Below are 25,410 nucleotides of genomic sequence, written 5' to 3' on the forward strand. Positions count from 1 at the left end.
TCACGCCGAGCGGTTTCAGTCCATGTCATCTGATCCTCCGTAGTTTTTGTAAACATAGAGAATCATAAACTACTGAAATCGCTAAACTTAATTTTAGGGCGGGCTCTTATATTGAAGAACACACAGAAATCCCTAATAATGGCTTCCATGTAATACAATATGGAGTAAACATGCGCATCGTATTGTGGATTCTGACCTGGCTTTTTGGCGTGGCATGCGGGCTGTCAATTGCGAGCTGGCTGCTTGCCAATGAACGGATTGGCGATGCGATCGTATTTTTGTACACAACCAATATTGTTGCAATTGTTTTGCTTGTCACACTGATTTATGTCTTTATAAAACATGTTAGAAGACGGAAATCATAATCTATTTCCAATATGATCCATATATTAATCAAACAATTATGGAGCAATCAGCCACTTTAAATAATATTTATATTATTTAGTAGTTATCAATGTTGTATTTTGTATAGTAAAAGTATTTATATTATTTGCAACAAATTGGACGGAATAGACTTCACCCTGTTCATTAGGGGTTGATATGCATTCAACAACCGTTCTGAATGTTTTCATCGTACAGCGTGATCCACCCATTAACCAGGTATTGCTTGTGTTAGCATCAAATTGTCCGATAATCACATCATCTAAATATATATTCTTTCCATCTTCTGTTTTCAAAGTCATTCTTTCAGCAAATGCAAAGTTCATTTTACCTGTGTTTTCTATGTTATATGTCGTAACAACTGTATTATTCCAAACATATGGCGTGCACCCATCCCAAACATATTCAGATTTATTTCGAGCAACATAAAAACATAAATCATTCTTATTTAAAGCAAATGTTTTCACATCTCCTATGTTATTTTCGTTGGGTGGATTTTGACCGCCTGAAATAAATCTCCATTGTATCTCAAATGCCCCATTTTCAGCAAGTGTAACTTTATTATTTGCTGCATTAATAGTAACATAATTATAATGATAAGTAGCAGCATTACTTGTGTTTACCATTTCAACCTCATTTAACTGATCAATTTAAATATTATTCCAATATAATTATCACACCATCACTTATCAGATTAGTGCCAGAACTAACAGGCGAGTTATATCAATACGGATCGTGAACCCTTACACCAATCATCATGAATATATTCTTGACCTAAAAACCAGAAACAGCTTTTCAAAGAAACCCTGAAACAAAACCTCTGCAGCAGAGGCTGAACCCGGCAGCAGGAGGCGCAGTTACTTTAGAAAATTCCAGGAAAACGGGAACTGACTTGTTCCCAGAACAGCGAAAACAACAAGTTGAAGCAATTCAGCATTTCCGTATAAATCTGAACTGCTCCAGACCACCAAAGAATGGTCGTTTCACAAAATGAATAAGTTCTGGGGTCAGACTGTTGCGGGTGATACAACCCAGATGACCTCACACATGGCATCACCGATCGTCCAGAAGCGAACCATGGCTTGGGCGGGGAAAGCAAAACTGTCACCGGCATTGATCACAAACTGACGCCCATCAAGTTCAAGACCCAAAGTGCCGCTCAGGACAAGCCCGCATTTGCCGCCCTGATCATTGCAATAGGGCTCACCGGAATCCGCGCCCGGCTGCATGATGAAACGCAGCATCTGAATTTGCGGCTGTGTGTCGGGAGTCAGGATTTCCTTCCGCAATGCACCGGCATCATAGGTCAGTTCACGCCGGTTGTTCCGCCGCACCACAATATCACGATCATCAGCTTCCTGATCAGTATTACCCTCAAACAGCCACATGACCGGCATGCCCAAGGCATCGCAGATTGCACGCAAACTGCGGATCGAAGGGGAGGCCTGGCCACGCTCGACCTGACTCAGCATACCGACCGATATGCCAGCCTTTGTCGCCACATCCCGAAGCGACATTCCCCGCAATTTCCGGCGCAGCCGCAGACGCTCTCCAATCTCTGTTGGATGACGTTCGAACAGTCTAACCGTATCCGCCCCCATGCTGGGCTTCTCCTACATCATTCACTGAATGTCGACTTTATAATAATATTAAAAAAAGTTGACAATTTTTTTAATAGGATTTTATCTAATCGGACAAATCGTTTCCAATATCGATCATTCGCTGTTGCGCAGATTGGGAGTAGCGTGAAAATCGGATCGATCTGGAATAATGAAAGGGGGAGTTCATGCGTTTCTTTAAGGCAGCAGCCGTCTCGGCTTTGGTATTTGCATTTGCATCTTCTGCTATGGCACGCGATTTTACGATTGCTGGTTGGGGTGGCAACTATCAGGATGCACAGCGTGAAGCTTATTTCAACCAGTTCGCCAAGGATGAGAATCTGAAGATCACCGAGACCACCTATCTGGGTGGGCTTGCCGAACTGAAGACCATGGCTGAAACCGGCAATGTCATCTGGGATCTGGTGATCACTGAAGGTTCAACCCTGCAGATCGGTTGCGATGAGGGCCTGTTTGAAAAACTCGACTGGGACAAGATCGAGTTCAAGGATGAGCTTTTGAAGGATGCCGTCACCCCATGCGGTGCCGGCAATGTCGTCATTGGCAATGGCTTTGCCTATAATACCGAGCTCTTCAAAGAGCCACCGCAGGACTGGAAGGATTTCTTTGACCGGGAAAAATTCCCGGGCAAGCGCGGCATGCGCAACAATCCGATGTTCAACCTTGAATATGCGTTGATGGCCGATGGCGTGCCGCTCGACAAGATCTACGAGGTCCTGTCAACGCCGGAAGGCGTCGACCGCGCCTTTGCCAAGCTTGATACGATCAAGGATCTGCTGCAGTTCTGGGATGCTGGCTCCCAGCCTGTCGAATGGTTGGCTGCCGGCAATGTAACGCTGAGCACTGCCTATAATGGCCGCATCATCACGGCCAAAAAGGAAGGCAAGCCGATGGAATTTGTCTGGAAAAACCAGATCTATAACATCGATAACTGGGCAATTCCGGCCAATTCACCATACAAGGAGCAGGCACTGAAATTTTTCAGCATCGCCAATAATGCCCAGAACCAGGCCAAGTTTTCTGAACTCATGCCCTATGGCCCGACCAATACCAAAGCCATCGATCTAATCCCGGCCAATGTGGCCGAGGATCTGCCTGCGGGCAACAACATCAAGGATGCCCTGTTCCTCTCTGACGCCTTCTGGATCGACAATGCCGATGCGCTCAATGAGCGTTGGAGCAAGTGGGCGACACAATAATCGAATGAGCGGGCCGCCTGAAGCGGCGGCCCGATTCTTTGTTTTGATTATTTGAAAGGCGGCTTGGCATGGCGAAAGCTAGTCTTGGCGGGCAACGCAATGGGCTTGCAGCCCTGGCTCTGCTGATCATCCCATTGAGCGTCTATCTTCTGCTTTATCTGGTTCCGCTTGGCTCGATCGTGTCGGTCAGTGTCGACAACAGCGATATGAGCAATCGTTTCCCGACGCTCAGACAGGTCATTTCCGGCGATGACGCCGACAAGAAGGCGGCAGCCCTTCTCACGGACATGGCGGCGATGGATACGAAAGCCCAGGGTGAAACCGCCCGCATGCTCAATCAGGAACTGCCCGGATTTCGTACCCTCTTTCTCAACACGCTGCGCAATGCCGACAAGATCGAACCAACCGCCAAGGGGCTTGTCGATTTTGACAAAAAATGGAGCGAACAGAAATATTGGGACGTGCTCAAAACCAATGCCGTCCGTTTCACGCTCCGCCATTATGAAAAGGCAACCGGCATAAATTTTGGTGCTTCCAGCTCGGCCAGCAATACCGAAGGCGGCGACATCTATGTGCAGATCATGTTGCGCACACTGATGATCTCCGCACAGGTGACGCTGCTGACATTGCTCATCGGCTATCCGCTCGCTTATGCCGTCGCCAATGGCGGCCCGCGCCTTGCCGGCACAGTGCTGACCCTCATCCTCTTGAGTTTCTGGATTTCCATTCTGGTGCGCACAACCGCCTGGGTGGTTCTGCTCCAGACCAATGGCATCGTCAACAATTTTCTGGTCTGGCTTGGCGTGATAGCCGAACCGATGCAGCTCATCTTCAACCGTTTTGGCGCGCTTGTCGCCATGACCCATGTGCTGCTGCCCTTTGCCGTCATTCCGATGATGAATGTCATGCGCACCATACCGCGCTCGCAGGCTGACGCCTCACGCAGCCTAGGTGCTGGCGGCATTGAAACCTTCCTGCGCGTCTATTTTCCGCAGAGCCTGCGCGGCGTCTTTGTCGGTGGCGGAACGGTCTTCATTCTGGCCCTTGGCTTCTATGTCACGCCGGCGCTCACCGGCGGTCCGGGTGACCAGATGCTGTCCTATTACATTGCCGATTTCGTCAAGCGCAGCCTGAACTGGGGCATGGCGTCTGCACTTTCGGTCATGTTGCTCAGTGTCCTCATCATTTCCATGTCGCTCTACGGCGTTGTGCGCTGGATCGCTGCAAGCAAGAGGAGGGTTGCCTGATGTCCCGCGTCATCTATTGGACGAGCCTCACTCTGGCGCTGGCCTTCATGGTTCTGCCAATGCTGTTCGTCTTTCCGCTCGCCTTCAACACAAGCTCCTTCCTGACCTATCCCATGGAAGGATTCACTTTTGACTGGTTCCTCACGGTATTCACACAGCCGCACTGGACGCATGCCTTTTTCAACAGTATCAAGGTTGCCTGCGGCGCAATGGTGATTGCCGTGCTGATCGGCGGTCTTGCCGCCATGGGCGTGATGCTTACCAACCGCCTGTCGCAGATCGTACTGTCGGCGCTGTTCGTCTCGCCAATCGTTATCCCCAGTATCGTGATCGGCGTGGCCTTTGCTTATGTCTTTGGCCGTGTCGGGCTTTCGGGCAGCTACTGGTCGTTGGCGTTAGCCCATGCAATTCTCGGCGCGCCGCTTGTGTTCCTATCGGTCATGACATCGCTGAAAGGGCTTGATCCCGATCTCGATCGAGCCGCGGCCTCGCTTGGCAGTTCACGCAATTACCGCTTCTGGCATGTCACCCTGCCGCTGACGGCGCCGGGCTTCCTCGCCGGAGCACTGTTTGCCTTCGTGACATCCTTCGATGAGGTGGTCGTGGCGCTGTTTCTTGCCTCGCCGCAATCAACAACCCTGCCGATCGCCCTGTTCGCAGCCCTGCGTGACCGGCTTCAGCCGTCCATCGTTGTCATCGCACTCATCCTTTCCTTGATCAGTCTCTTCTTCCTTCTGCTCCTGAACAAGGCTCAAAAGAGCGCCAGCAAACGGAAGATCTGAGCATCAATTGGAACGCACATCATGGCTTTCATAGAGATTCAGAATATCAATAAGTTCTACGGCGAGGCTCAGGCCCTGTTTGATGTTTCCGCCTCGATCGAGAAAGGCGAATTTGTAACCCTGCTTGGGCCATCGGGATCGGGCAAGACGACACTGCTGAAAATCCTTGCCGGTTTTGAGCCGGTCAGTTCCGGTCAGATCCTGATGGATGGGCGCGACATTTCCAGGCTTCCGCCGGAAAAGCGCAATTTCGGCTTGGTCTTTCAGGGTTATGCCCTGTTTCCGCATATGACGGTCTTCAACAATATAGCCTATCCGCTGCGTGTGCGTCGAATGGGCAAGGAAGAGATTGCAACCAGAGTGGCGGCCATGCTTGATCTGGTACAGCTCAGCAAATTCGCCCATCGCAAGCCAAGCGAACTGTCAGGCGGTCAGCAGCAGCGTGTGGCGCTTGCCCGTGCGCTCGTCTTCAAGCCGGATCTGCTTTTGCTGGATGAGCCGATGTCCGCACTCGACAAGAAGCTGCGCGTTGATCTGCAGGAGGAGCTGCGCGAGATCCACCAGACCCTCGGCACGACCTTCATCAATGTCACGCATGATCAGGAAGAGGCGATGCATATGTCTGACCGCATCGCCGTCATGAATCAGGGCCGCATCGTGCAATATGCAACCGCCTTTGATCTCTATCGCCACCCCAAGACGCGCTTTGTCGCCGATTTCATTGGCAAATCGAACCTCATCGAGGGTGAAGTCACGAAAGGAGGGGTTGATGGTGAAATCATCTTCAGCGGCCATGGCATCCGCGTTCCGATGAAGAGCGATTTTGCCACGGCCCAGGCGACACTGATGCTGCGCCCGGAAGACATCAGCATCGATCTTCAGCCAGCAGGCCAGGGCCAGGTTTCGCTTGCAGGCGAAGTGGTCAATTCAACCTATTCCGGGGATCGCGCACTGTACAGCGTGCGTGTCGGCGACGGCCTGCTCATCAGCGTATATGGCGCTGCCCGCACCGGCATTCATGCCAATGGCGCCCAGGTTTTTCTCAATTTCAGGGCTGAAGACAGCCTTCTGCTCCCCTGACCCTTCAAGGAGAATACAGTGTCCCGTCTGAAAGGCATTTCCACACATGAACTCATCGCAACCAATGTCAGCCGCCCGGATCCGGCACGCGTGCTGAAGGGTAACCCTGAATTCACGACAGCCCCGTTCTATTCAAGTCATGTGCAGTCTGGCATCTGGACGGCAACGCCGGGCGAACACCGGGTTTCGCGCGATGAGAAGACGCATGAACATTTCTACATTCTGGAAGGCGAGATCGAGCTTGAGGAAGAAGGCTCCAACGAGGTGCGCAAGTTTGGCGCTGGCGACCTTGTGGTGATCGAGCCCAGCTTCCGCGGCATCTGGCGTACACTCAAGCCAGTCAGAAAACTCTATTTCACCGTCCATATCCAGTAAATCGTCCTGCATCAGCGAAGAGATGCAGGCGCTTCAGTAAAGGCATCGGGAGTAGCCATGAAAACGACACCATACTGGTGGGAAGACGCAGAACCACAACATGGCGAGCGCAGTTTCGACAAGAGTGACTGCTCGGTTCTGATCATTGGTGCGGGATATACCGGCCTGTCTGCGGCCATTACGCTGGCTGAAGAAGGCATTGGCAATATCTTCGTCGTGGATGCCATGCGCATTGGCGAGGGGGCAAGCTCACGCAATGGCGGCCAGCTTGGCAATTCGCCGAAATTCGATCTGGCCTATGCACAGCGCAAGTTTGGCGACAAGCGTGGGCGCGAAATCATTGAAGACTATGATGCATCCGTTTCATTCCTGATCAAACGGGCGCAATCACTGGGCGCAGATATCGATCTCAATCTGAACGGCTCTGTCGCCGGTGCACATTCCAGACAGGACTTTGCCCGGCTGCGCCAGATCCGCGACAGACTGCCCGCCGACAAACGCACGCAATTTGAGTTGATTGAGGAAAAGGACGTCCACCGCGTCCTCAAGACCGACATCTATCGCGGCGCGCTGTTGAGACATGACTGGGGCTCGCTGCATCCGGCGAAATATGTGAAAGCCCTTGCTGACCGCGCCCGCGCACTTGGCGTGCGCATCTTCACCGGCTGGCGCTATGGCGGGGCGGACAAGTCAGGCTCTGCCTATCTTGCACGATTGAGCCAGACCAATGACACCGGCACCGTACAGATCCGTGCGGATTCGGTTTTCATTGCCGTCAATGGCTATGCCGGCCCAGAGTTTCCGTGGCTGAGAAAGCGCATCATTCCGGTTCAGAGCTATATGATCGCCACCGAAGAGCTGCCTTTCGACATGCTGGAGGAGCTGATCCCGCAAAACCGTGTCGTCAACGACACCAAGCATATTCTTTATTATTTCCGTCGTTCGCCAGATGGAAAGCGCATTCTCTTTGGCGGCCGTGCAAGCTTCCGCAAGGCCAATGAACAGGAATCGGCCGTTGGCCTGCGCGCCTTCATGGAGCACACTTTCCCGTCGTTAAGAGGCGTGAAACTCACCCATTCCTGGCTTGGCAATGTATGCTTTGCCTATGACTTTGTCACTCATGCCGGCCGCTTGCCTGATGGGATCTATTATTCTTCCTGCTATAATGGCAATGGCGTTTCCATGGCCACCTATATCGGACATCGCATGGCGGAAATGATCCTGAACAAACCGGGCCATGACCGCGGCGTCATCAACACACACTTCCCGCGGCTCTATTGCTACAATGGCAATCCATGGTTCCTGCCGATCGTTGGCAGCTGGTACCGTTTCCTCGACAAGAAAGCCCGTTGGGGCGAAAAATGACATCGGAAACGCTCATGACTGCCACAGCCTTTCCCCATCTGTTCCAGCCAATCACTCTTGGCCGAAAGACAATCAAGAACCGTATCATGTCCTCTGGTCATGATACCTGCCTGCCTGAAAATGGTCTGGTTTCCGAAGCCTATATTGCCTATCAGGAAGCACGCGCCAGAGGCGGCGTCGGGCTGATTGTCACGCAGGTTGCCGGCATTCATGAGACAGCCCGCTATACTTCGCATCTGATCATGGCGACCAGTGACGACTGTATTGCGGGCTATCGCGCGCTTGCGGAAAAATGCCATGCGCATGGCGCCGTGGTTGTATCACAGCTTTTTCATCCCGGCCGCGAGATCATGGAAAGCGCTGACGGCCTTCTGGCGGTCGCCTATGCCCCGTCTCCGGTTCCGAATGAACGCTTTCATGTCATGCCACGGGCACTCGACAAGCCCCTCATCCGGGAAATCATTGATGGCTACGCTGCCGGTGCCCGCCGCATGCTGGTGGCAGGGCTGGACGGCGTTGAATATGTCGCCTCGCATGGCTATCTGCCGTCGCAGTTTCTGTCGGAAAAGACCAATCTGCGCACGGATGAGTATGGCGGCTCGCCGGAAAACCGCAGGCGCTTCCTGATTGAATGTCTGCAGGCCATGCGGGCAGCAACCCATGAGGACTTCATCATCGGCATGCGCATTTCGCTTGATGAAGATGATGAACAGCTTGGCATTACCGCAGATGAATGGCTGGCGGCGGTCCCATATCTCGACGGGCTGGTGGATTATTATTCCGTCACCTGCGGTACATCGGCAAGCCAGGGTGCTGCGATTCATATTACCGCGCCGATGACCTTCAAGGCGGCCTATGTTGCGCCCTATGCGGCGCGGCTCAAACAGGCGACAAAGGTGCCGGTGATCGTCACCGGACGCATCAACCAGCCACAGGAGGCAGAAAGCATCATCGCCAGTGGGCAGGCCGACATTTGCGGCATGACGCGCGCGCTGATCTGTGATCCGGACATGCCGCTCAAAGCAAGGAACGGCAAAATCGATGATATCCGCGCCTGCATTGCCTGCAATCAGGCCTGTATCGGTCATTTCCATCGCGGCCTGCCCATCTCCTGCATCCAGCACCCTGAAACCGGACGCGAACTGCAATTCGGCACATTGCCCAAAGCCGCAAAACCAAAACGTGTCATGGTGGTCGGCGGTGGGCCTGCTGGCATGAAGGCGGCAGCAACCGCCGCCCTGCGCGGCCATGAAGTCACGCTTTATGAAGCCGGCAGGCAGCTGGGCGGACAGGCGCTCCTGGCGCAGCTTCTGCCCGGCCGTGCGGAGTTTGGCGGCATCATCACCAATCTCAAGCGGGAATGTGAACTGGCAGGTGTGACGTTCTGCCTGAACCGGAAGGTCGACCGCGCGCTGATTGAAGCGGACAGGCCGGATGAGATCATCCTTGCCACCGGCGCCACGCCCTATTTCCCACCGCTTGAAGTCGATGACAGCGTGCGGATTCTGAGCGCATGGGATGTGCTGGAAAACCGGGAAAAGCCACGTGGCAATGTGGTGATTGCCGACTGGAAATCAGACTGGATTGGCGCCGGTCTTGCACAGAAACTGACGCAGGAAGGCCATTATGTGCGCCTTGCCATCAATTCACCCATGTTCGGCTCGCCCCTGCCCTTCTATGTGCGTGATAATCTGGCCGGAATATTGCACAAGCTGCAGGTGCAGATCACGCCCTATGCCCGCCTTTATGGCGCAGATCAGAGGACAGTCTATTTCCAGCATACGACATCAGGCGAGCCGATCATCCTTGAGGATGTTGACACGCTCGTATTGGCAACCGGACATCAGTCACGCACGGATTTCCTCGATACGCTTACCGGGCTCGACATAAGCTATACGATCATTGGCGATGCCATGGCGCCGCGTACAGCCGAAGAAGCCGTGTTTGAAGGCCTGAAGGCGGGCTGTTCCGTGTGATGACAGGTCTTTCCGGCAAGCCGTCAAAAGGCTCGCGTGGACGAAAGAGGCGACAATGTCTTGTCACCATAAGGGATGCCAGATTGTTCTGGCATCCCTGTTCGGGCGACATTTGCGTTTCAGGCTGCCTCGGTTTCTCTCAGGAAATCCGATACGGTCTTCATGCACAATTCGCGTTCCTCGACATGCGGCATGTGGCTTGAGTGCTCAAACAGCACCCATTTGCTGCCCTTGACATTGTCAACATAGGGTTTGACCACCAATGGAGTCGCCTCATCATGGCGGCCGGAAATGATCAGGGTTGGCGCCTGAATGAGATGGAGGCGATCTTCAATCGTCCAGTCCTTCATCGTACCGATCACATGGAATTCGGTCGGGCCATTCATGTTGCGATAGACGGTATTGTCTTCATCCATGATGGCGAAGGTGCGCGCAACCTCGGCCGGCCATGGATTGACCCGGCAGACATGGCGATCATAGAAAACGCGCGAGGCGGCAATATATTCCGGATCAGTCAGCGTGCCGGCCTTTTCATGCTTGAGAAGCGTTTCCTGCACATCGGCGGGCAATTCAAGACGCAGACGGTTGGCTTCGGCAACCCATGTATGCATATTGGCCGGAGAATTGGCGATGACCAGTGCCTTGAGCCCCTGCGGCTGACGTACGGCGTGTTCTGCGCCCAACATGCCGCCCCAGGACTGGCCAAGAAAGGCATAGTGATCCTGAATGCCCAGATGTTTCAGCAGGCAATCCAGCTCTTCCAGGAACAGGTCCACCGTCCAGAAATCAGCTCCCTTGTCGACAAGGCGGGTGGAGTTTCCGTTGCCAAGCTGGTCATAGTGAATGACCGCGCGTCCATCGAGTTCGGCAATGTCCTTGAAGGCGTCCACATAGTCATGTGTGCAACCGGGACCACCATGCGCCACAACGAGCGGAAGTTTTCCTGAATCGAGCGAGCCGGTAATGCGATACCAGGTCTTGTAATCACGGAAAGGCATGAAGCCTTCCGTTTGCTTGGGCGAAGCCATTTGGTCCTCCATTTGCTGTTTTTGGAGAACCATAACGCCGCTTTTTGAGCCGCGGCAGCTATCATAACTTATAGGTCGGTTTGCTCACGCATCCAGAAGCCGGGCACGGGTTGCGCGTACAACTGCCTGTGTGCGGTTCTTCGCTCCAAGTTTCCGCGCCGCGGCGTTGAGATGCATCACCACCGTTGGCACAGAGCGATCAATAATGCGCGAGATTTCCTTGGCCGACAGGCCCTCTGCCGCATAGCGCAGGCATTCACGCTCGCGCTCGGTCAGATGCACCTTGCCCATGCCCCGCGCCTGCTCATCAAACAGCGCAAAGGCCGCGTCATGAAAGACCTGCGCCATCAGGTTGAATTCCGCGACATAGCGCAAGGCGCGCTGCCTGAAATCCGCACGCGGACCAGAAAAGATACCCGTCACGGTCGCATAAGCCCCATGTGGCATATGGATGGGTACCGTGACGCCTGCCGATATATCGCGCTCATGCAGGTAATGCGCGACGGGAGCAGTGTCTTCCGTCATGAATGGCCGCAACAGGGATTCAGATTTTTCGTCATAGTTCCAGTAGAAGGGCATCGAGGCACGGCAGGCGAGCCGTTGCACCGGATCAATGCGGTAATAGCCCTTCTTGGCCCAATATTCTGCCATGTCATCGCTGACATTACGCAGTTTCATCAACGATGGTCCCATCATCTCGCCATGCATGTCGAAGGTGGATGGCGAGTAATCATAAATAAGGGCCTCAAAGCCAAGCGGCTTCATGGCCTGAAAGATCGCATCAATACAACCGTCGAGCGTTTTGTGAGCTGCGAAAGCCTGTCTGAAGTTTTCGATCTGATCCAGCATCCTGATCTCCGAAACTTCCTCCCACCAAGTGGCCCCTCCCAAAGCCCGTGTGTTCACCCTATCACTTTTTATAGCTGGTACAGATTAGTTATTCGGTTCAAAATCAAAAGAAAAATGATGATGACAATTCGACGCGGCAAACGGGTCGAAACAATGATCGGGGAACATATGTGGCGTGAAATGCGGCCGGATAACCGGTATGAAGTGCCTGTGGGCGCTCATAAGGTGATTGCCTACAGTTTTGGAACTGGCGACGACGTCATTCTTTGCCTCAATGGTGGGCCGGGCCTGCCCTGCGATTATCTCCGGGATGCACATTCCTGCATGGTGGATGAAGGTTATCGGGTTGTCGCCTTCGACCAGCTTGGCACGGGCGCATCGGATCGTCCGACCGACACATCCCTGTGGACAATCGAGCGCTATGTCGAAGAAGTAGAGACCGTCCGCCAGACTCTTGGCCTTGGCAAGGTGCATCTGCTTGGCCATTCATGGGGCGGCTGGCTCGGCATTGAATATGCCCTGACCTATCCAGAAAATCTGAAGACTCTCATTCTTGAGGATACGGTCGCCGACATTCCGCATCTGGTCAGCGAACTGGAGCGACTGCGCAGTGCGCTTGGATCCGAAACCGTTGCCATGATGCAGAAGCATGAGGCAGAGGGCACGCTGGATCATCCGGAATATGCCGCAGCGATCACGATCCTCAACTATCGTCACGTCTGCCGTCTGCCCGAATGGCCTGCCCCGGTCAAGCGCTCGCTTGATGACTGGAACATGGGCCCCTATTGCACCATGCAGGGGCCAAATGAATTCCTCTATACCGGCAACCTGAAAGACTGGAACCGCATTGCCGATATGGGCAAGCTGAAAATGCCGGTGCTGATTACCGTTGGTGAACATGATGAACTCACGCCGGCCTGTGCCTTGCGCATGAAAATGGCTTTGAAAAACGCTGAACTGCATGTACTGCGCAATGCCAGCCATATGCCATTTTATGAAAATCCGACTGATTATTATCCGGTGTTAACCGGCTTTCTCAATCGGCATCGTTCCTCTCGTTAAGAGGACCATCAGGGAGAAACTGCGCAGCCCATGCATCGTTTCCAGTTCGTCCTCCGTCGACCGCTGCAATTATTGCCAGTGCTGTTCGGCATCAGTGTCATCACCTTTATTCTGGTCAGGCTTATTCCGGGTGATCCGGCGCGCGTTTTGCTCGGCACGCGCGCAACACCTACGGCAATTGCCAATATTCGCGCGCAATATGGCCTCGATGAGCCATTGTGGCTTCAGTACTTCTATTTCCTGCGCAACATCGCCCATGGCGAAATGGGCAAGTCGATCCTGTTCAAGATTGACGTGTTGAAGTTGATTGCAACCCGTATTGAGCCGACATTGATGCTGGTGATCTGCAGCGTCATCCTGTCCATTCTCATTGCCGTGCCAATGGCAGCGATTGCCGCCCGCAACAATGGCAAACTGAGCGACCATGTCATCCGCACGGTCTCGACCTTCGGCATCGGCTTTCCGCCCTTCTGGCTGGCGTTGATGCTGATCATCCTGTTCAGCGTGAAACTCGATCTGCTGCCGGTTTCCGGCTATGGCAATACGCTGAAGGAAAAGCTTGCCCATCTGATCCTGCCAAGCCTGACGATCGCGCTGTCACTTTCGACCGTGCTTGCCCGCAGCCTGCGCGCCGCAATGATCCAAGCTCTGAATTCGGATGTTGCAACGGCTGCACGTGCGCGCGGCATGCCGGAAAATATCGTCTTCTGGCGACATGTCCTGCCAAACTCGCTTGTGCCGACGGTCAATCTGCTTGCCGTCAATATTGGCTGGCTGATTGGCGGCACCGTGGTTGTGGAAAGCGTTTTTGCTCTGCCCGGCATGGGACAGCTTCTGGTGCGCGCCATTTTCTCGCGCGACTATATGGTGGTGCAGGGTGTCGCGATGGTTTTCGCCTGCGCAACCGTCATCGTGAATTTTCTGGCAGATATTGCGACTGTCGTCCTTGATCCAAGGGTGAAGCTATGAACGCGCGTCCACTGGTCTTGAACCTTGTTAACTGGAGGTTGTTCCTTGGCCGTCGTACGACCTTGGCGATCGGAACCGGCATTCTCGCCTTTTTCGTGCTGCTTGCTTTTGCTGCCCCTCTGATCGCACCCTATGATCCCATCCTGCAGAATGCCGACATGCGCCTGCAAGCGCCCTCCTGGCTGCATCCATTCGGCACGGACAATTTTGGCCGCGATATTCTGTCCCGCGTCATCTGGGGCACACGTATCGACCTTCAGATCGCGATCCTGGGTGTGATCTTCCCCTTTGTCATTGGCACGGTGATAGGCACGGTTGCCGGTTTCCTTGGCGGCATCATCGATACGATCTTCATGCGCATCATCGACATCATCCTCGCCTTTCCGTTTCTGGTGCTGATGCTGTCCATCATCGCGATTCTGGGGCCGGGACTGACCAGCTTCTATATCGCCATGGCGCTTGTCGGCTGGGTGTCCTATGCCCGCCTTGTCCGGGCACAGATACTGGTGATCAAGTCCATGGACTATGCCGTTGCCGCTGAAAGCCTTGGCTTCAGCCGTTTCCGCATCATGTTCCGCCACCTCCTGCCCAATGCGATTGCCGGCTCCCTGGTCTTTGTCATGTCGGACGCAGTGCTGGTGCTGCTCAATGGTGCAGCGATCAGCTATCTCGGTCTGGGTGTGCAGCCACCTGTTGCCGAATGGGGCGTCATGGTTGCCGAAGGTCAGCCATTCGTGACAACCGCATGGTGGATCACCTTGTTCCCGGGGCTTTCGATCGTGCTGCTTGCCTTCGGCTTCAGCATGCTGGGCGATGGATTGGGTGAAGCTCTGGGAGTATACGAATGACCAAACCCGTTCTCTCCATCCAGAATCTTGTGGTCGATGCGGAACTGCCCGATGAAAAGCGGCGCCTGATCGATGGGGTTTCGCTTGAGCTCAACAAAGGCGAGATTCTTGGCCTCGTCGGCGAAAGCGGTTCCGGCAAAAGCCTGCTCTGCCGCTCGATTGTCCGCCTGTTGCCCTCCTCCGTCATCAAGATCAATGGCGGCTCAGTCATGCTAGGTGACAGAAATCTGGTAGAGGCCAGCGAAGCCGACATGCTTGCCGTGCGCGGCGGCAAGATCGGCATGATCTTCCAGAACCCGACCAGCCACCTTGACCCGGTCATGAGCATTGGCGACCAGATCGCGGAAGGCATTCGCTTCCATAAGGGGCTGGACAAGGCCAAGGCCCGGGAAGCTGCGATTGAAATCATGCGGCAGGTCGGCTTTTCCGCGCCAGAACGGCAATATGCCAATTATCCGCATGAGTTTTCAGGTGGCATGCGCCAGCGCGCGATGATTGCAATCGCCCTTTCCTGTGATCCGGAAATCCTGATTGCCGATGAGCCGACAACCGCGCTTGATGTGACGATTCAAGCGCAGATCCTGCAGCTTCTGATGCATATTCGCGATCAACGCGGACTGTCCATCATCCTGATCACCCATGATCTTGGCGTGGTTGCGCAAACCTGTGACCGCATTGCCGTGATGCGTCATGGCAAATTGCTGGAGCAAGGGCAGAAACAGGATGTGCTACGCCATCCGTGCGATCCTTATACGCGTAATCTCATTGCCAGCCATCCATCCATGCCCGAAACCGTTGCGGCGCAGCCCGAAATCATTCAAGGCAGGGTGCCCCTGTTACAGGTCAATGATCTGCATGTGCGCTATCCAGTTGCGGGTGGTTTTTTCAAAACCCGCACAACAAGCGCCTTGAAGGGCGTGAGCCTTGAAGTTTTTGCGGGTGAAACTGTCGGCATTGTCGGCGAATCCGGCAGCGGCAAGAGTACGCTTGCCCGTGCAATCTTGGGCCTCGCGCCGATTTCGGAAGGCAGCGTCACCTTCAACGGGCTGACCTTGAGCGCGGTACGCAAGGAAGCGCGTCCAGCCTTGCGCCGCGATGCGGCCATGGTGTTTCAGGATCCGTTCAATTCACTCAATCCGCGCATGACGATAGGCGACACGCTGGCCGAAGTCCTGCGCGTGCAGGGCAAGGTTGAGGAAGACAGAATACCTGAGCGGATCAATGAACTGCTTGATCTCGTTGGGCTCGACCCGAGTTTTGCCGCGCGCAAGCCGCGTAGCATGAGTGGCGGCCAGTGCCAGCGCGCAGGCATTGCACGCGCACTTGCGGTTGATCCCCAGCTCATCATCGCCGACGAATGTATTGCCGCACTCGATGTGACGATCCAGGCGCAGATCGTCGATCTCTTTCGCGAACTCAAGAGCAAGATGCAGTTGACCCTGCTTTTCATCGCGCATGATCTCGCTGTCGTTCGCAATCTGTGTGAACGGGTTGTGGTGATGTATCACGGCAAGATTGTTGAAGAAGGGCCAAGTGCCGAGGTCTTCACCAATCCGAAACAGGATTACACGCGGGCGCTCATTGATGCTATACCCGATATCGATCCCGCCAACTCATTGTTTGAAAAACGCATTCTAGCGGAAGCATCCTGAATTCACATCCAATGATGTGCAATCATCCAAAGTCCAAAGGGGAAATAGAGATATGCTGAAAAAGTGGATGAAAATCGGTCTCGTCACGGTCATGACGAGCGTGACGCTGGGTGCAGCCATCGCGGAAGCTGCCGGTGTCCTGACGATCGGCCGCCGTGAGGACTCCCAGACATTCGACCCGATCAAGACGGCACAGAACATTGACAACTGGGTGTTTTCCAACGTCTATGACGTGTTGGTACGCGTCGACAAGACCGGCACCAAGCTTGAACCGGGTCTGGCTGAAAGCTGGACGATTTCCGACGATGGCCTGACCTATACGTTCAAGATCCGCGACGCGAAATTCTCGGATGGATCACCGATCACCGCTGAAGATGCAGCCTTCTCGCTGCTGCGCATTCGCGACAATCCCGGTTCTCTCTGGAGTGACTCTTATAGCGTCATTGATACAGCTGAAGCGGTTGACCCGAAAACCCTTGTCGTCAAGCTGAAGTCGCCTTCGGCACCTTTTCTTTCGACGCTGGCCCTGCCCAATGTGTCTGTCCTGTCCAAGAAGGGCATGGAAGAACTGGGTGAGGATGGCTATGCAGAAAAGCCGATCGCATCGGGTGCCTTTGTGGTTGATGAATGGCGCCGTGGTGATCGTGTCATCCTGAAGAAGAACCCGCATTTCTGGGAAGCTGACCGCGTCAAGCTGGATGGTGTCGAATGGATTTCGGTGCCGGATGACAATACGCGCATGCTCAACGTTCAGGCCGGCCAGCTCGATGCCGCCATCTTCGTTCCCTTTGCCCGTGTTGCAGAACTCAAGAAAGACCCCAATCTCAAGATCATTGAAGATACGTCAACGCGCGAAGACCATCTTCTGATCAATCATGAACATGGCGCTCTTGCCAAGAAGGAAGTGCGCCAGGCTCTCGACATGGCCATCGACAAGCAGGCTATCGTTGATACGGTCACCTTTGGCATTGGTCAGGTCGCAAATTCCTATATTCCGAAAGGCGCGCTTTATCACTATGCCGACAATCTGAAACGTCCTTATGACCCGGAAAAGGCAAAGCAGATGCTGGCCGAGGCAGGCGCATCGGATCTGACGCTCAACTATATCGTCAATGCGGGCAACGAAACCGACGAGCAGATCGCCGTTCTGCTGCAGCAGCAGCTTGAGAAGGCTGGCGTCAAGGTCAACCTGCAGAAGGTCGATCCAAGCCAGACCTGGGGCATGCTGATTGATGGCGACTACGATATTTCGGTCATGTATTGGACGAATGACGTGCTCGACCCGGATCAGAAAACCACCTTCGTATTGGGTCATGACACCAATATGAACTACATGACCCGCTACAATAATGAAAAGGTGAAGGAACTGGTCGCGGCTGCGCGTCTGGAAACCGATCCGGAAAAGCGTGAGCAGATGTATATTGATCTGCAGAAAATGGCGAAAGACGACGTCCACTGGATCGACCTCTATTACAGCCCATATATCAACGTCACGCGCACCAATATTGAAAACTTCCATCAGAATCCGCTCGGACGTTTCTTCCTGGAAGACACGATAAAGAACTGATCCAATAATTCTGATCAAAATCTTGTCCGGGAAAGGTGTGGCGGGTTTAACCCGCCACATTCTTTTGGACAGTTCCAGGAAAAGCGCGAGCCGGTTTTCCATCCGCAACAGCGGAAAAATCATATGTCAGAACAATTGAGAGTTTCCGTGAATATGCACCTGTTTTCCTGATGCACCGCTCACGAACAAACTGAAAGAATTCCGCGCCTGTGTCTGCTTTGCAGTCACCATTCAGCAGTCTTGCCAAAATGATCCTATCCTCTTTATAGGATAATTCACATTGCACTGATGTACTGCATCCTGAAATCTGCAGGCTGCGGTTTATTAGGATTTAATCACAGACCGAAGCAGACATTTCAATGTATACCAGCGTCATCATTTTCATCCTTGTCTATCTGGCCATGGGGCTGGGCAAGCTTCCCTATTTCAATGTTGACAGAACCGGGGCTGCATTGCTTGGCGCATTGGCATTGATTGTTGCTGGTCGCATCAGCCCTGAAGCTGCATGGGCTGCAATTGATTACAAGACCATCTGGCTTCTGTTTGGTCTGATGGTCATTTCCGGTGCCTTCACCCTTTCCGGCTTTTATGACTGGACAGCTTTCAAGGTCGCCAGCCTGCCGCTCAAGCCCAGCATGTTGCTGGCCGTCATCATCATCATGGGCGCGGTTCTGTCGTCCTTGCTAACGAATGACGTCGTTGTCCTGTCAATGAGCCCGCTTCTGGTTTCCGTGACGCTGGCGCGCAGGCTGAATCCTGTGCCCTTTCTCCTGGCCTTTTGCTTTGCCGCCAATGCAGGTTCTGCCGGAACCCTGATCGGCAGCCCGCAGAACATGATCATCGCACAGGCGCTTGATCTCTCCTTCAACCAGTTCTTTCTGTGGGCTGGTCTGCCGGCCATTCTTTCCCTGCTCCTGATCTGGGCTATCCTGAACCTGCAATTCAAGAACAAATGGACACTGGCAACACCGCAAAAGACGTCACAGGCTTCCATTGGATTCAAGCTTGATCATGTTGAAGTGATCAAGGCCGGCATTGTGGCGACCATCGTTATCATCGCCCTGATCCTTGACATCTGGCCAAAGGAAATTGTTGCCTTGGCCGGCGCCGGCGTTTTGCTGCTTAACCGAAGCCTGTCCTCGCAAGATGTGCTGAAGCAGGTCGATGGCAATCTGCTCCTGCTGATGATCGGGCTGTTTATCTGTAATCAGGCCATTGCCAATACAGGCCTGATCCAGTCCCTGTTTGCAAGCCTCAAGGAAATCGGCTTTGACATAAACCACCCGCTGTCGCTCTATGCCGTCAGTGCCATTTTGAGTGACCTTGTGGGCAATAATCCGGCTGTCATGTTGCTGACGCCCTATATACCACACAATGAATTTTCGGCCTTGCTCGGCGCTTCACTGGCGCTCGCCACTGGCTTCTCCAGTAATCTTATCATCTTTGGCAGCCTTGCCGGCATCATTGTTGTTGAGCAGGCCGCCAAATGCGGCATTCAGATCAGCTTTGGTGCCTTCGCGCGTTCCGGTGTTCCGGTGACCCTTGCCACATTGCTTCTGGGCGTGATCTGGATTCTGGCCGCCCATGTCTATATCCAGATTTAGCACCTATTTCAGGGTAGCGATGAGACCCGTAATGCCACCCCATACAATGGAAACACCAACGGCAAGCAGCAGGAAGGCGGTCAGCCTTGTCAAAACCGCCGTTCCCGCTGGCCCCAGTTTCCTGAAGATAACATCCGCAAAGCGATAACAGACCGCAACAATCAGAAAAACCAGCAGAATTCCGGTTATGGCGCCAAGATATGATAAGAGCTGCGTGTGCCAGCTTCCGTTTATCTTGCTGGAAATGGTTAGTACAATGGCGATCGTTCCCGCCCCGGCAGTAATCGGCATGGTGAGGGGAAAAAAGGCAATGTCCTCAGCGCTGTCTTCGCTGAATTCCGGCTCGGCGACAGCGGATTTGCCCTGACGTGGATTGGCCACCAGCATGCCCCATGCCGTGAAAAAGACAAAAATCCCACCCGCCACCTGAATATCGGCCAATGTCACCCCAAAGAACTGCAGGATGGCCGGGCCAATAAACATCGAGATGATCAACAGAATCGCGCCATAGGCAGCAACCTTGTAGGCAAGCCTGTGCCGCACTTCCGCAGGCTGGCGACTGGTCTGCGCCAAAAAGACTGGTGCCATGCCAATGGGATTGACCATGGAAAACACAGACATGAATGTAAATGTCAGGGCATTGATAAAATCACTTTCCATTGTCCTCCCCCTCATTCTCATAATTTAATTATGAACGAAAAAGTTGAATAACTATTCAATCCGATTATTATGTGAGGGTAAAGAATCTTTGCAACGGATTGAAAAGGGCATTGTCAGACAATCACGATCCCCAGGCAGATACGTTCTTTTCATGCGTTATATCAATTTGAGTCTCAAGACAGTATAAATCATGCTGAATTCAGCTCTTGTTACCATTTCTTCCAGCAAAACAAATGGTTTACTTTTTTGTGTTTGAGACCAGTCATTGACCCCGATCCAGAAACGAAAGCTTCAGTTTTCATTCCAGGCAAGTCTATAGAGCAAGTGGTCAGTCCATGACTTATGAACCGGCACCATGGTTACGCAATCTGGCGCAAACATCCAAGGTTACGCATTGGCCATGGCGGCATTCCCTACGGCTGGTTCTGATCACAACCATACCCATGGCCATCGGCTTTCATACCGGCCATGTTGTGGAAGCAATGATCCTGTGCCTGGGGGGGGTGTTAACAGCGGTCAAGGTCCAGACGGATCCCTATCGTATCCGTTTTCGCAGGATTCTGATTTCAGCCCCCATCGGCATGTCCGGCTATATAATTGGCGCACTGATCGGCGGATATGGTATCTGGACAATTGCAGGCGTCGTGACGGTTTCGTTTTTATCCGGCCTGATCAGCAGCTATGGCGCGGCTTTTTCGGCTGCTTCCCTGCAAATGCTGGTGATGACAGTAGTTGCAGCACACACCCATGGCAGCGCGCCGATATGGCTAATGCCGAGCCTGTATCTTGCCGGCGCATGTTATGCATCCGCACTGCTGGCACTTGAGGCCTTGATTACGCCCAATAATCCGGAACGCAAGATCATTCTTGGCTTGGTCAGCGAACTCGCCAATGTCGCCAATATTTCCATCAGGCAGGACCAGGACAGCGAAGCTTTTAGGGCAGCTTACAATCGTCTTACCGGTGCGCAGCTTGCAGCCTATCAGGCATTGCTCGACAATCAGCGGCAGGCCGATGGGCGATCCGTCACGGGCGATTATCACGCGAAGATCCTCGGCATTATTGACCGCATCAGCACATTGCTGAATGTGTCACCACAGGACAAGGCCTTGAGGGCAAAGGCTGCACAACAGTTACAAACGCTAGCGCATGAACTCAAACATCCAAAAAACACTCATGACGCAGAAATCGCAGCAGATTATGCGGATTCCCTGACCTACAACATTTTCCGCTTGCACAATGAAATAGCTCCCCTGTTGCAGAGCAGGTCCACCCAGCTCCTGCATGACGACTTGGACGAGCTGAAGCCTGTTGGCCATATCCACCTGACCCAGCTAAAAGATAAATTCTATTTTGGCCATGAAACCATCGTCACGGCCACAAAACTCGCGCTGTGCATGTTCGTGGCCATGATTGCCGAGTATGCAATTCCGGGCGAGCGGACCTACTGGATACCGCTATCCGTTGCCGTCATTCTCAAACCTGATTTCGGCTCCATATTCGTGCGCGCAGTGCTACGCAGCGTGGGAACCCTGGCCGGCGTCATACTGGCCACAGCCATATTCATGCTTGTACCCAAGGGCATGCCGCTGATTGTGGTCATTGCCATCTTGAGTGCGCTTTTGCCATGGGCTTCACTCAAAAGCTATGCCTTCATGTGCACTTTCCTGACGCCGCTTGTGCTTATTCTGATTGACTTGATCATCCCGGGGCCAACCATCAATTATGGAGAGCCACGTCTCATCGACACACTCATTGGTGCATGCATCGTACTGGTCTTTGGCCAACTCATCTGGCCAAATTCTTCCGTCAGGAATTTTCAGCGCAGTTTTACATCCATTCTGCAGGCCCTCGCCGCCTATCTGGAAGAAATCGTACAGAAAGCGCAAGATGGGCCGCAAAGGCCAACACAGGTTTTTGACGATACAACCGCAACGCGCCGTCATGCCTATGCGGAACTGTCCAATATGCGCATCAGACTGCAAAGACTTGCTGCCGAACCGCCGCCGGCAAGCACACAAGCTCTGGCCTGGCTTCCAGCCATCGCATCCTGTGAACGTATCTGCGACTATATCAGCAATTATGCATTACAGACCAAGCCAGCCTTAAACTCCAAGGAAAATGAAGCCGTTGCGATCATCATTGCTGCGCTCAAAAACCTGACGCATGAAACGGCAGCGCATGATGCGGATGACGACACATTATCGATAGAAACAAACAATATGAATCTGATGAATATCATGCAGAACATTTTGAATATTCAAAAGATCTATTCGCATTATGGCGTGGTTAAGCACAACACGCCGCACCATGGTGCCACGACCTGATGTCACTTAGCTTTTACTTGTAAGCGGTTCAATATCATTCAGGCCTTATGTGTAATGGGCTTGTGAGATGAGAGACATTCTTGACCACGGTATAGCACTGCAAACCCTCCGTGCCACCTTCACGGCCATGTCCGCTGTCCTTGACACCACCAAATGGCGTTTCTACCACGGATGCCACGAAGTGGTTGATGGATAGGTTTCCACACTCAAGATTGGCAATCATTGTTGCAACATGGTCTGCATTCTGCGTGAATCCATAGGCCGCCAATCCATAGGGCAGGCTGTTGGCACTGCGGATGGCCTCCTCAAGCGTGGAAAATGGGATGACCGGCGCAAGCGGACCAAATGGTTCTTCCATCATGCAGCGTGCATGCGCTGGCACATGCGTGAGCACCGTCATCGGATAAAAATAGCCCTTGTTGCCATGGCGAACACCGCCCGTCACCACCCTCGCGCCACGCGCAACGGCATCAGTCACCATTTCATCCATGGCAGTCAGGCGACACACATTGGCCAGCGGCCCGAGTCCGGTCTGTGGATCAAGACCACTGCCCATTTTCAGCACCGACAGATGACGGACGAAAAGTGCCACAAACTGATCATGGATGCGCTCATGCACGGAAAAGCGTGTCGGTGCGACGCATACCTGACCTGCATTGCGTGATTTGGCTTCAGCTGACTACCGGGCCACCAGTTCAACATCGACATCCTCGCAAATGATCACCGGGCAATGGCCGCCCAGTTCCATGATCACCGGCTTCATATGCTGGCCAGCAAGGCTTGCCAGACTTTTCCCGACCGGAACCGAGCCGGTAAAGGTAACGAGACGGATGACCGGATGACTGATCAGATAGGTTGAGATTTCGTGCGGCACACCAAACACCAGATTAAGCACGCCAGCCGGTAGCCCCGCATCCTCAAACGCCTTGACCAGCAGCATGGCACTGGCAGGAGTTTCCTCCGAGGCCTTCAATATGATTGAGCACCCTGCGGCAAGCGCGCCGGCAACCTTACGTGCGGGCGAGCTCACCGGAAAATTCCATGGCGAAAAAGCCGCAACAACGCCAATCGGTTCACGCAAGGCGAGATGCATCATGCCGGCTTCGCCCGGAATCTGCCGCCCATAGACCCGGCGGCCTTCCTGCGCATCCCATTCGATAATATCGCAGGCACGGCGAATTTCCGCCCGCGCCTGCGCCAGCGCGGTAATGCGTTGCCGAAAAATCTGACGCACCGCCTCGCTATAGGCGCGCATGGACAGTTTCAGTGCCACCTGTTAGGGAATGACGTTGGACGCGCTGCCGCCATGAATGGAGCCAACCGTGACAACCGCCATTTCACGCGGATCAACATTGCGCGACACCACGCTTTGCAGCGCCGTGATGAGGAATGCCGATGCGAGAACCGGATCGACGCCATTCTGTGGCTCTGCGCCATGCCCGCCCCGGCCCATGATCGTGATCGCCGCTCTGTCCACCGAAGCCATGGCCGGGCCGGTGATAAAGCCAAACCGGCCGGCCGCAAGTCCCGGCCAGTTGTGCAAACCAAAGACGGCATTGGCTGAAAATCGCTCGAACAGCCCTTCTGACAGCATCTTGCGTGCGCCTGAGGCAATTTCCTCGGCAGGCTGGAAGACGAGGTGCAGCGTACCACTGAAATTGCCATTTTCAGCCAGATAGCGTGCCGCAGCCAGCAGGATCGTGGTGTGACCATCATGACCGCAGGCATGCATGACTCCCGGATTGCGGCTGGCATAGGAGAGCCCGGTCACCTCCTCTATCGGCAACGCATCCATATCCGCACGGATTGCCACGCTGCGATTGCCATGCCCGCGCCGCAATGTGCCAACGACCCCAGTTCTGGCAATGCCCGTCGTAACCTCATAGCCCCAGTCAGACAGCAGGGAGGCAACGAGCGCACTGGTTCGGTGTTCGTTGAAGGCAAGCTCCGGATGAGCATGAATGTCATGGCGCAGGGCAATGAATTCATCCAGACGGGCAGCTATGCCTTGCGCGACGGGATCAGACACCGAAAATGGCCGAATTGAAAGATCCATGCTCTGTCCTTTCAGGCCCCTACGGCCTTGTCGACGCTCACTGCATCAGCCCCTGCATAGCGACTTTCACGGAATGGCAGTCCGAGATGATCGCGCAATGTGCCAGGTTTCAGGTTCGGGTCGAAATAGCCGCGTTCTGCGGCAACGGCGGACGCGGCGTGGCAAACGCTCGCCCCCCGTCCAGCTCATCGGAAAGATAGGCATTGAGATCATCAATCTGCTTTTCAAAGGCAGGCTTCAGGGCTGGATCGGATCCTGCCTGCAAGGCCGCCGTTGACAGTGGAAAGCCGCCCGGCGCCTTGCCAACGCCAAGATCAACGCGTCCCGGCGCCAGCGTGGACAGAAGATTGAAGGTTTCGGCCACCTTGTAGGCGCTGTAATGCTGCAGCATCACTCCACCCGAACCGATACGGATTTTGAGGTTCTGGCGAGGAGATAGGCAATGAGCGTTTCAGGAGCAGAGCTGGCGAGATTTGGCATGCCGTGATGCTCCGCCAGCCAGAAACGATGATAGCCAAGCTGTTCTGCCCGGATGGCGGTTTTCACGGTTGCCTGCAATGCATCTCTATAGGTCGAGCCCGCTTCAACCGGGCTCTTATCAAGAAGACTAAGCAAATATGCCATGATGCTGACCCCAAAGGATTACTATAGTAAATCCATCAAATCAGCAGACTTTTTTCCTGTCAGAGCCCGACCTAAAATTAAGTTTAGCGATTTCATTAGTTTATGATTCTCTATGTTTGCAAAAACTACGGAGGATCAGA

At 53.7% G+C, this 25,410-nt stretch carries 20 protein-coding genes and 3 pseudogenes; 15 read left to right on the plus strand and 8 right to left on the minus strand.

Going from position 1 to position 25,410, the window contains the following annotated elements; translation table 11 throughout:
• Window positions 1–170 precede the first annotated feature (170 nt).
• Window positions 171–365 (plus strand): hypothetical protein, encoded by a 195-nt coding sequence (locus ACFO1V_RS11350; protein ID WP_374833849.1) that lies wholly within the window; start codon window positions 171–173, stop codon window positions 363–365.
• A gap of 72 nt (window positions 366–437) precedes the next feature.
• Here the strand turns inward: ACFO1V_RS11350 and ACFO1V_RS11355 are convergent, their stop codons facing one another.
• On the minus strand, window positions 438–1,007 hold the full coding sequence (locus ACFO1V_RS11355) for a hypothetical protein (protein WP_374833847.1): 570 nt from the start codon (window positions 1,005–1,007) through the stop codon (window positions 438–440).
• A 381-nt stretch (window positions 1,008–1,388) separates the two neighbouring features.
• Window positions 1,389–1,982 (minus strand): helix-turn-helix domain-containing protein, encoded by a 594-nt coding sequence (locus ACFO1V_RS11360; RefSeq protein ID WP_374833845.1) that lies wholly within the window; start codon window positions 1,980–1,982, stop codon window positions 1,389–1,391.
• Window positions 1,983–2,227: 245 nt separating this feature from the next.
• Between ACFO1V_RS11360 and ACFO1V_RS11365 the strand changes: the two genes are divergently transcribed.
• The 7 genes from ACFO1V_RS11365 to ACFO1V_RS11395 all read left to right on the plus strand — a co-directional run bounded on the left by ACFO1V_RS11365 (window position 2,228) and on the right by ACFO1V_RS11395 (window position 10,024).
• Window positions 2,228–3,199, plus strand: a complete 972-nt coding sequence (locus ACFO1V_RS11365; protein ID WP_380075108.1) for an ABC transporter substrate-binding protein — start codon at window positions 2,228–2,230, stop codon at window positions 3,197–3,199.
• A 68-nt stretch (window positions 3,200–3,267) separates the two neighbouring features.
• On the plus strand, window positions 3,268–4,446 hold the full coding sequence (locus tag ACFO1V_RS11370; protein WP_374833841.1) for an ABC transporter permease: 1,179 nt from the start codon (window positions 3,268–3,270) through the stop codon (window positions 4,444–4,446).
• Window positions 4,446–5,228 carry an ABC transporter permease gene (locus tag ACFO1V_RS11375; protein WP_374833839.1) on the plus strand — a complete coding sequence of 261 codons (783 nt, stop codon included), beginning with the start codon at window positions 4,446–4,448 and terminating at the stop codon, window positions 5,226–5,228. The genes ACFO1V_RS11370 and ACFO1V_RS11375 overlap by 1 nt, the downstream gene beginning before the upstream one ends.
• A 21-nt stretch (window positions 5,229–5,249) precedes the next feature.
• Window positions 5,250–6,308 carry an ABC transporter ATP-binding protein gene (locus tag ACFO1V_RS11380; protein WP_374833837.1) on the plus strand — a complete coding sequence of 353 codons (1,059 nt, stop codon included), beginning with the start codon at window positions 5,250–5,252 and terminating at the stop codon, window positions 6,306–6,308.
• 18 nt (window positions 6,309–6,326) lie between these two features.
• Window positions 6,327–6,683 (plus strand): cupin domain-containing protein, encoded by a 357-nt coding sequence (locus tag ACFO1V_RS11385; protein WP_374833835.1) that lies wholly within the window; start codon window positions 6,327–6,329, stop codon window positions 6,681–6,683.
• A 57-nt stretch (window positions 6,684–6,740) separates the two neighbouring features.
• A complete protein-coding gene (locus ACFO1V_RS11390; RefSeq protein ID WP_374833833.1) occupies window positions 6,741–8,048 on the plus strand; it encodes an NAD(P)/FAD-dependent oxidoreductase in 1,308 nt (435 codons plus the stop codon).
• 14 nt (window positions 8,049–8,062) lie between these two features.
• Window positions 8,063–10,024, plus strand: a complete 1,962-nt coding sequence (locus ACFO1V_RS11395) for an oxidoreductase (protein WP_374833831.1) — start codon at window positions 8,063–8,065, stop codon at window positions 10,022–10,024.
• Window positions 10,025–10,143: 119 nt separating this feature from the next.
• Here ACFO1V_RS11395 and ACFO1V_RS11400 read toward each other — a convergent pair whose 3' ends face one another.
• Entirely contained in the window at window positions 10,144–11,052 is a 909-nt protein-coding gene (locus ACFO1V_RS11400; RefSeq protein ID WP_167874067.1) for a proline iminopeptidase-family hydrolase, read from the minus strand.
• 84 nt (window positions 11,053–11,136) lie between these two features.
• Window positions 11,137–11,901 (minus strand): helix-turn-helix transcriptional regulator, encoded by a 765-nt coding sequence (locus tag ACFO1V_RS11405; protein ID WP_374833829.1) that lies wholly within the window; start codon window positions 11,899–11,901, stop codon window positions 11,137–11,139.
• 168 nt (window positions 11,902–12,069) lie between these two features.
• On the opposite strand from ACFO1V_RS11405, the gene ACFO1V_RS11410 reads away from it, so the two are divergent.
• From ACFO1V_RS11410 to ACFO1V_RS11435, 6 genes are all read left to right on the plus strand, one after another.
• A complete protein-coding gene (locus ACFO1V_RS11410; RefSeq protein WP_167874160.1) occupies window positions 12,070–12,963 on the plus strand; it encodes a proline iminopeptidase-family hydrolase in 894 nt (297 codons plus the stop codon).
• A gap of 30 nt (window positions 12,964–12,993) precedes the next feature.
• On the plus strand, window positions 12,994–13,932 hold the full coding sequence (locus ACFO1V_RS11415) for an ABC transporter permease (protein ID WP_167874065.1): 939 nt from the start codon (window positions 12,994–12,996) through the stop codon (window positions 13,930–13,932).
• A complete protein-coding gene (locus tag ACFO1V_RS11420; RefSeq protein ID WP_374833827.1) occupies window positions 13,929–14,780 on the plus strand; it encodes an ABC transporter permease in 852 nt (283 codons plus the stop codon). The genes ACFO1V_RS11415 and ACFO1V_RS11420 overlap by 4 nt, the downstream gene beginning before the upstream one ends.
• Window positions 14,777–16,432, plus strand: coding sequence for a dipeptide ABC transporter ATP-binding protein (locus ACFO1V_RS11425; RefSeq protein WP_167874063.1), 1,656 nt, complete (start codon window positions 14,777–14,779; stop codon window positions 16,430–16,432). Before ACFO1V_RS11420 ends, ACFO1V_RS11425 begins: the two co-directional genes overlap by 4 nt.
• Before the next feature lie 52 nt (window positions 16,433–16,484).
• Window positions 16,485–17,999 carry an ABC transporter substrate-binding protein gene (locus tag ACFO1V_RS11430; RefSeq protein ID WP_167874062.1) on the plus strand — a complete coding sequence of 505 codons (1,515 nt, stop codon included), beginning with the start codon at window positions 16,485–16,487 and terminating at the stop codon, window positions 17,997–17,999.
• Between the two features lie 359 nt (window positions 18,000–18,358).
• Window positions 18,359–19,603, plus strand: coding sequence for an ArsB/NhaD family transporter (locus ACFO1V_RS11435; RefSeq protein ID WP_374833825.1), 1,245 nt, complete (start codon window positions 18,359–18,361; stop codon window positions 19,601–19,603).
• A gap of 3 nt (window positions 19,604–19,606) precedes the next feature.
• On the opposite strand, the gene ACFO1V_RS11440 is transcribed toward ACFO1V_RS11435, so the two are convergent.
• A complete protein-coding gene (locus ACFO1V_RS11440) occupies window positions 19,607–20,263 on the minus strand; it encodes a MarC family protein (RefSeq protein ID WP_374833823.1) in 657 nt (218 codons plus the stop codon).
• A 335-nt stretch (window positions 20,264–20,598) separates the two neighbouring features.
• Between ACFO1V_RS11440 and ACFO1V_RS11445 the strand changes: the two genes are divergently transcribed.
• Window positions 20,599–22,590: an FUSC family protein gene (locus ACFO1V_RS11445; RefSeq protein WP_374833821.1), complete on the plus strand. Its 1,992-nt coding sequence runs from the start codon at window positions 20,599–20,601 to the stop codon at window positions 22,588–22,590.
• 34 nt (window positions 22,591–22,624) lie between these two features.
• Here ACFO1V_RS11445 and ACFO1V_RS11450 read toward each other — a convergent pair.
• The 3 pseudogenes from ACFO1V_RS11450 to ACFO1V_RS11460 all read right to left on the minus strand — a co-directional run.
• A pseudogene (locus tag ACFO1V_RS11450) lies at window positions 22,625–23,791 on the minus strand (NAD-dependent succinate-semialdehyde dehydrogenase).
• Window positions 23,771–24,646 (minus strand): annotated as a pseudogene (locus ACFO1V_RS11455) (amidohydrolase); the annotation flags it as partial. The pseudogenes ACFO1V_RS11455 and ACFO1V_RS11450, both read right to left, overlap by 21 nt.
• Window positions 24,647–24,791: 145 nt before the next feature.
• Window positions 24,792–25,270, minus strand: a pseudogene (locus ACFO1V_RS11460) (MsnO8 family LLM class oxidoreductase); the annotation flags it as partial.
• Window positions 25,271–25,410: the final 140 nt, after the last annotated feature.

Origin of the sequence: Daeguia caeni (assembly GCF_042653845.1) — a bacterium.
GTDB classification, from domain to species: domain Bacteria; phylum Pseudomonadota; class Alphaproteobacteria; order Rhizobiales; family Rhizobiaceae; genus Brucella; species Brucella caeni.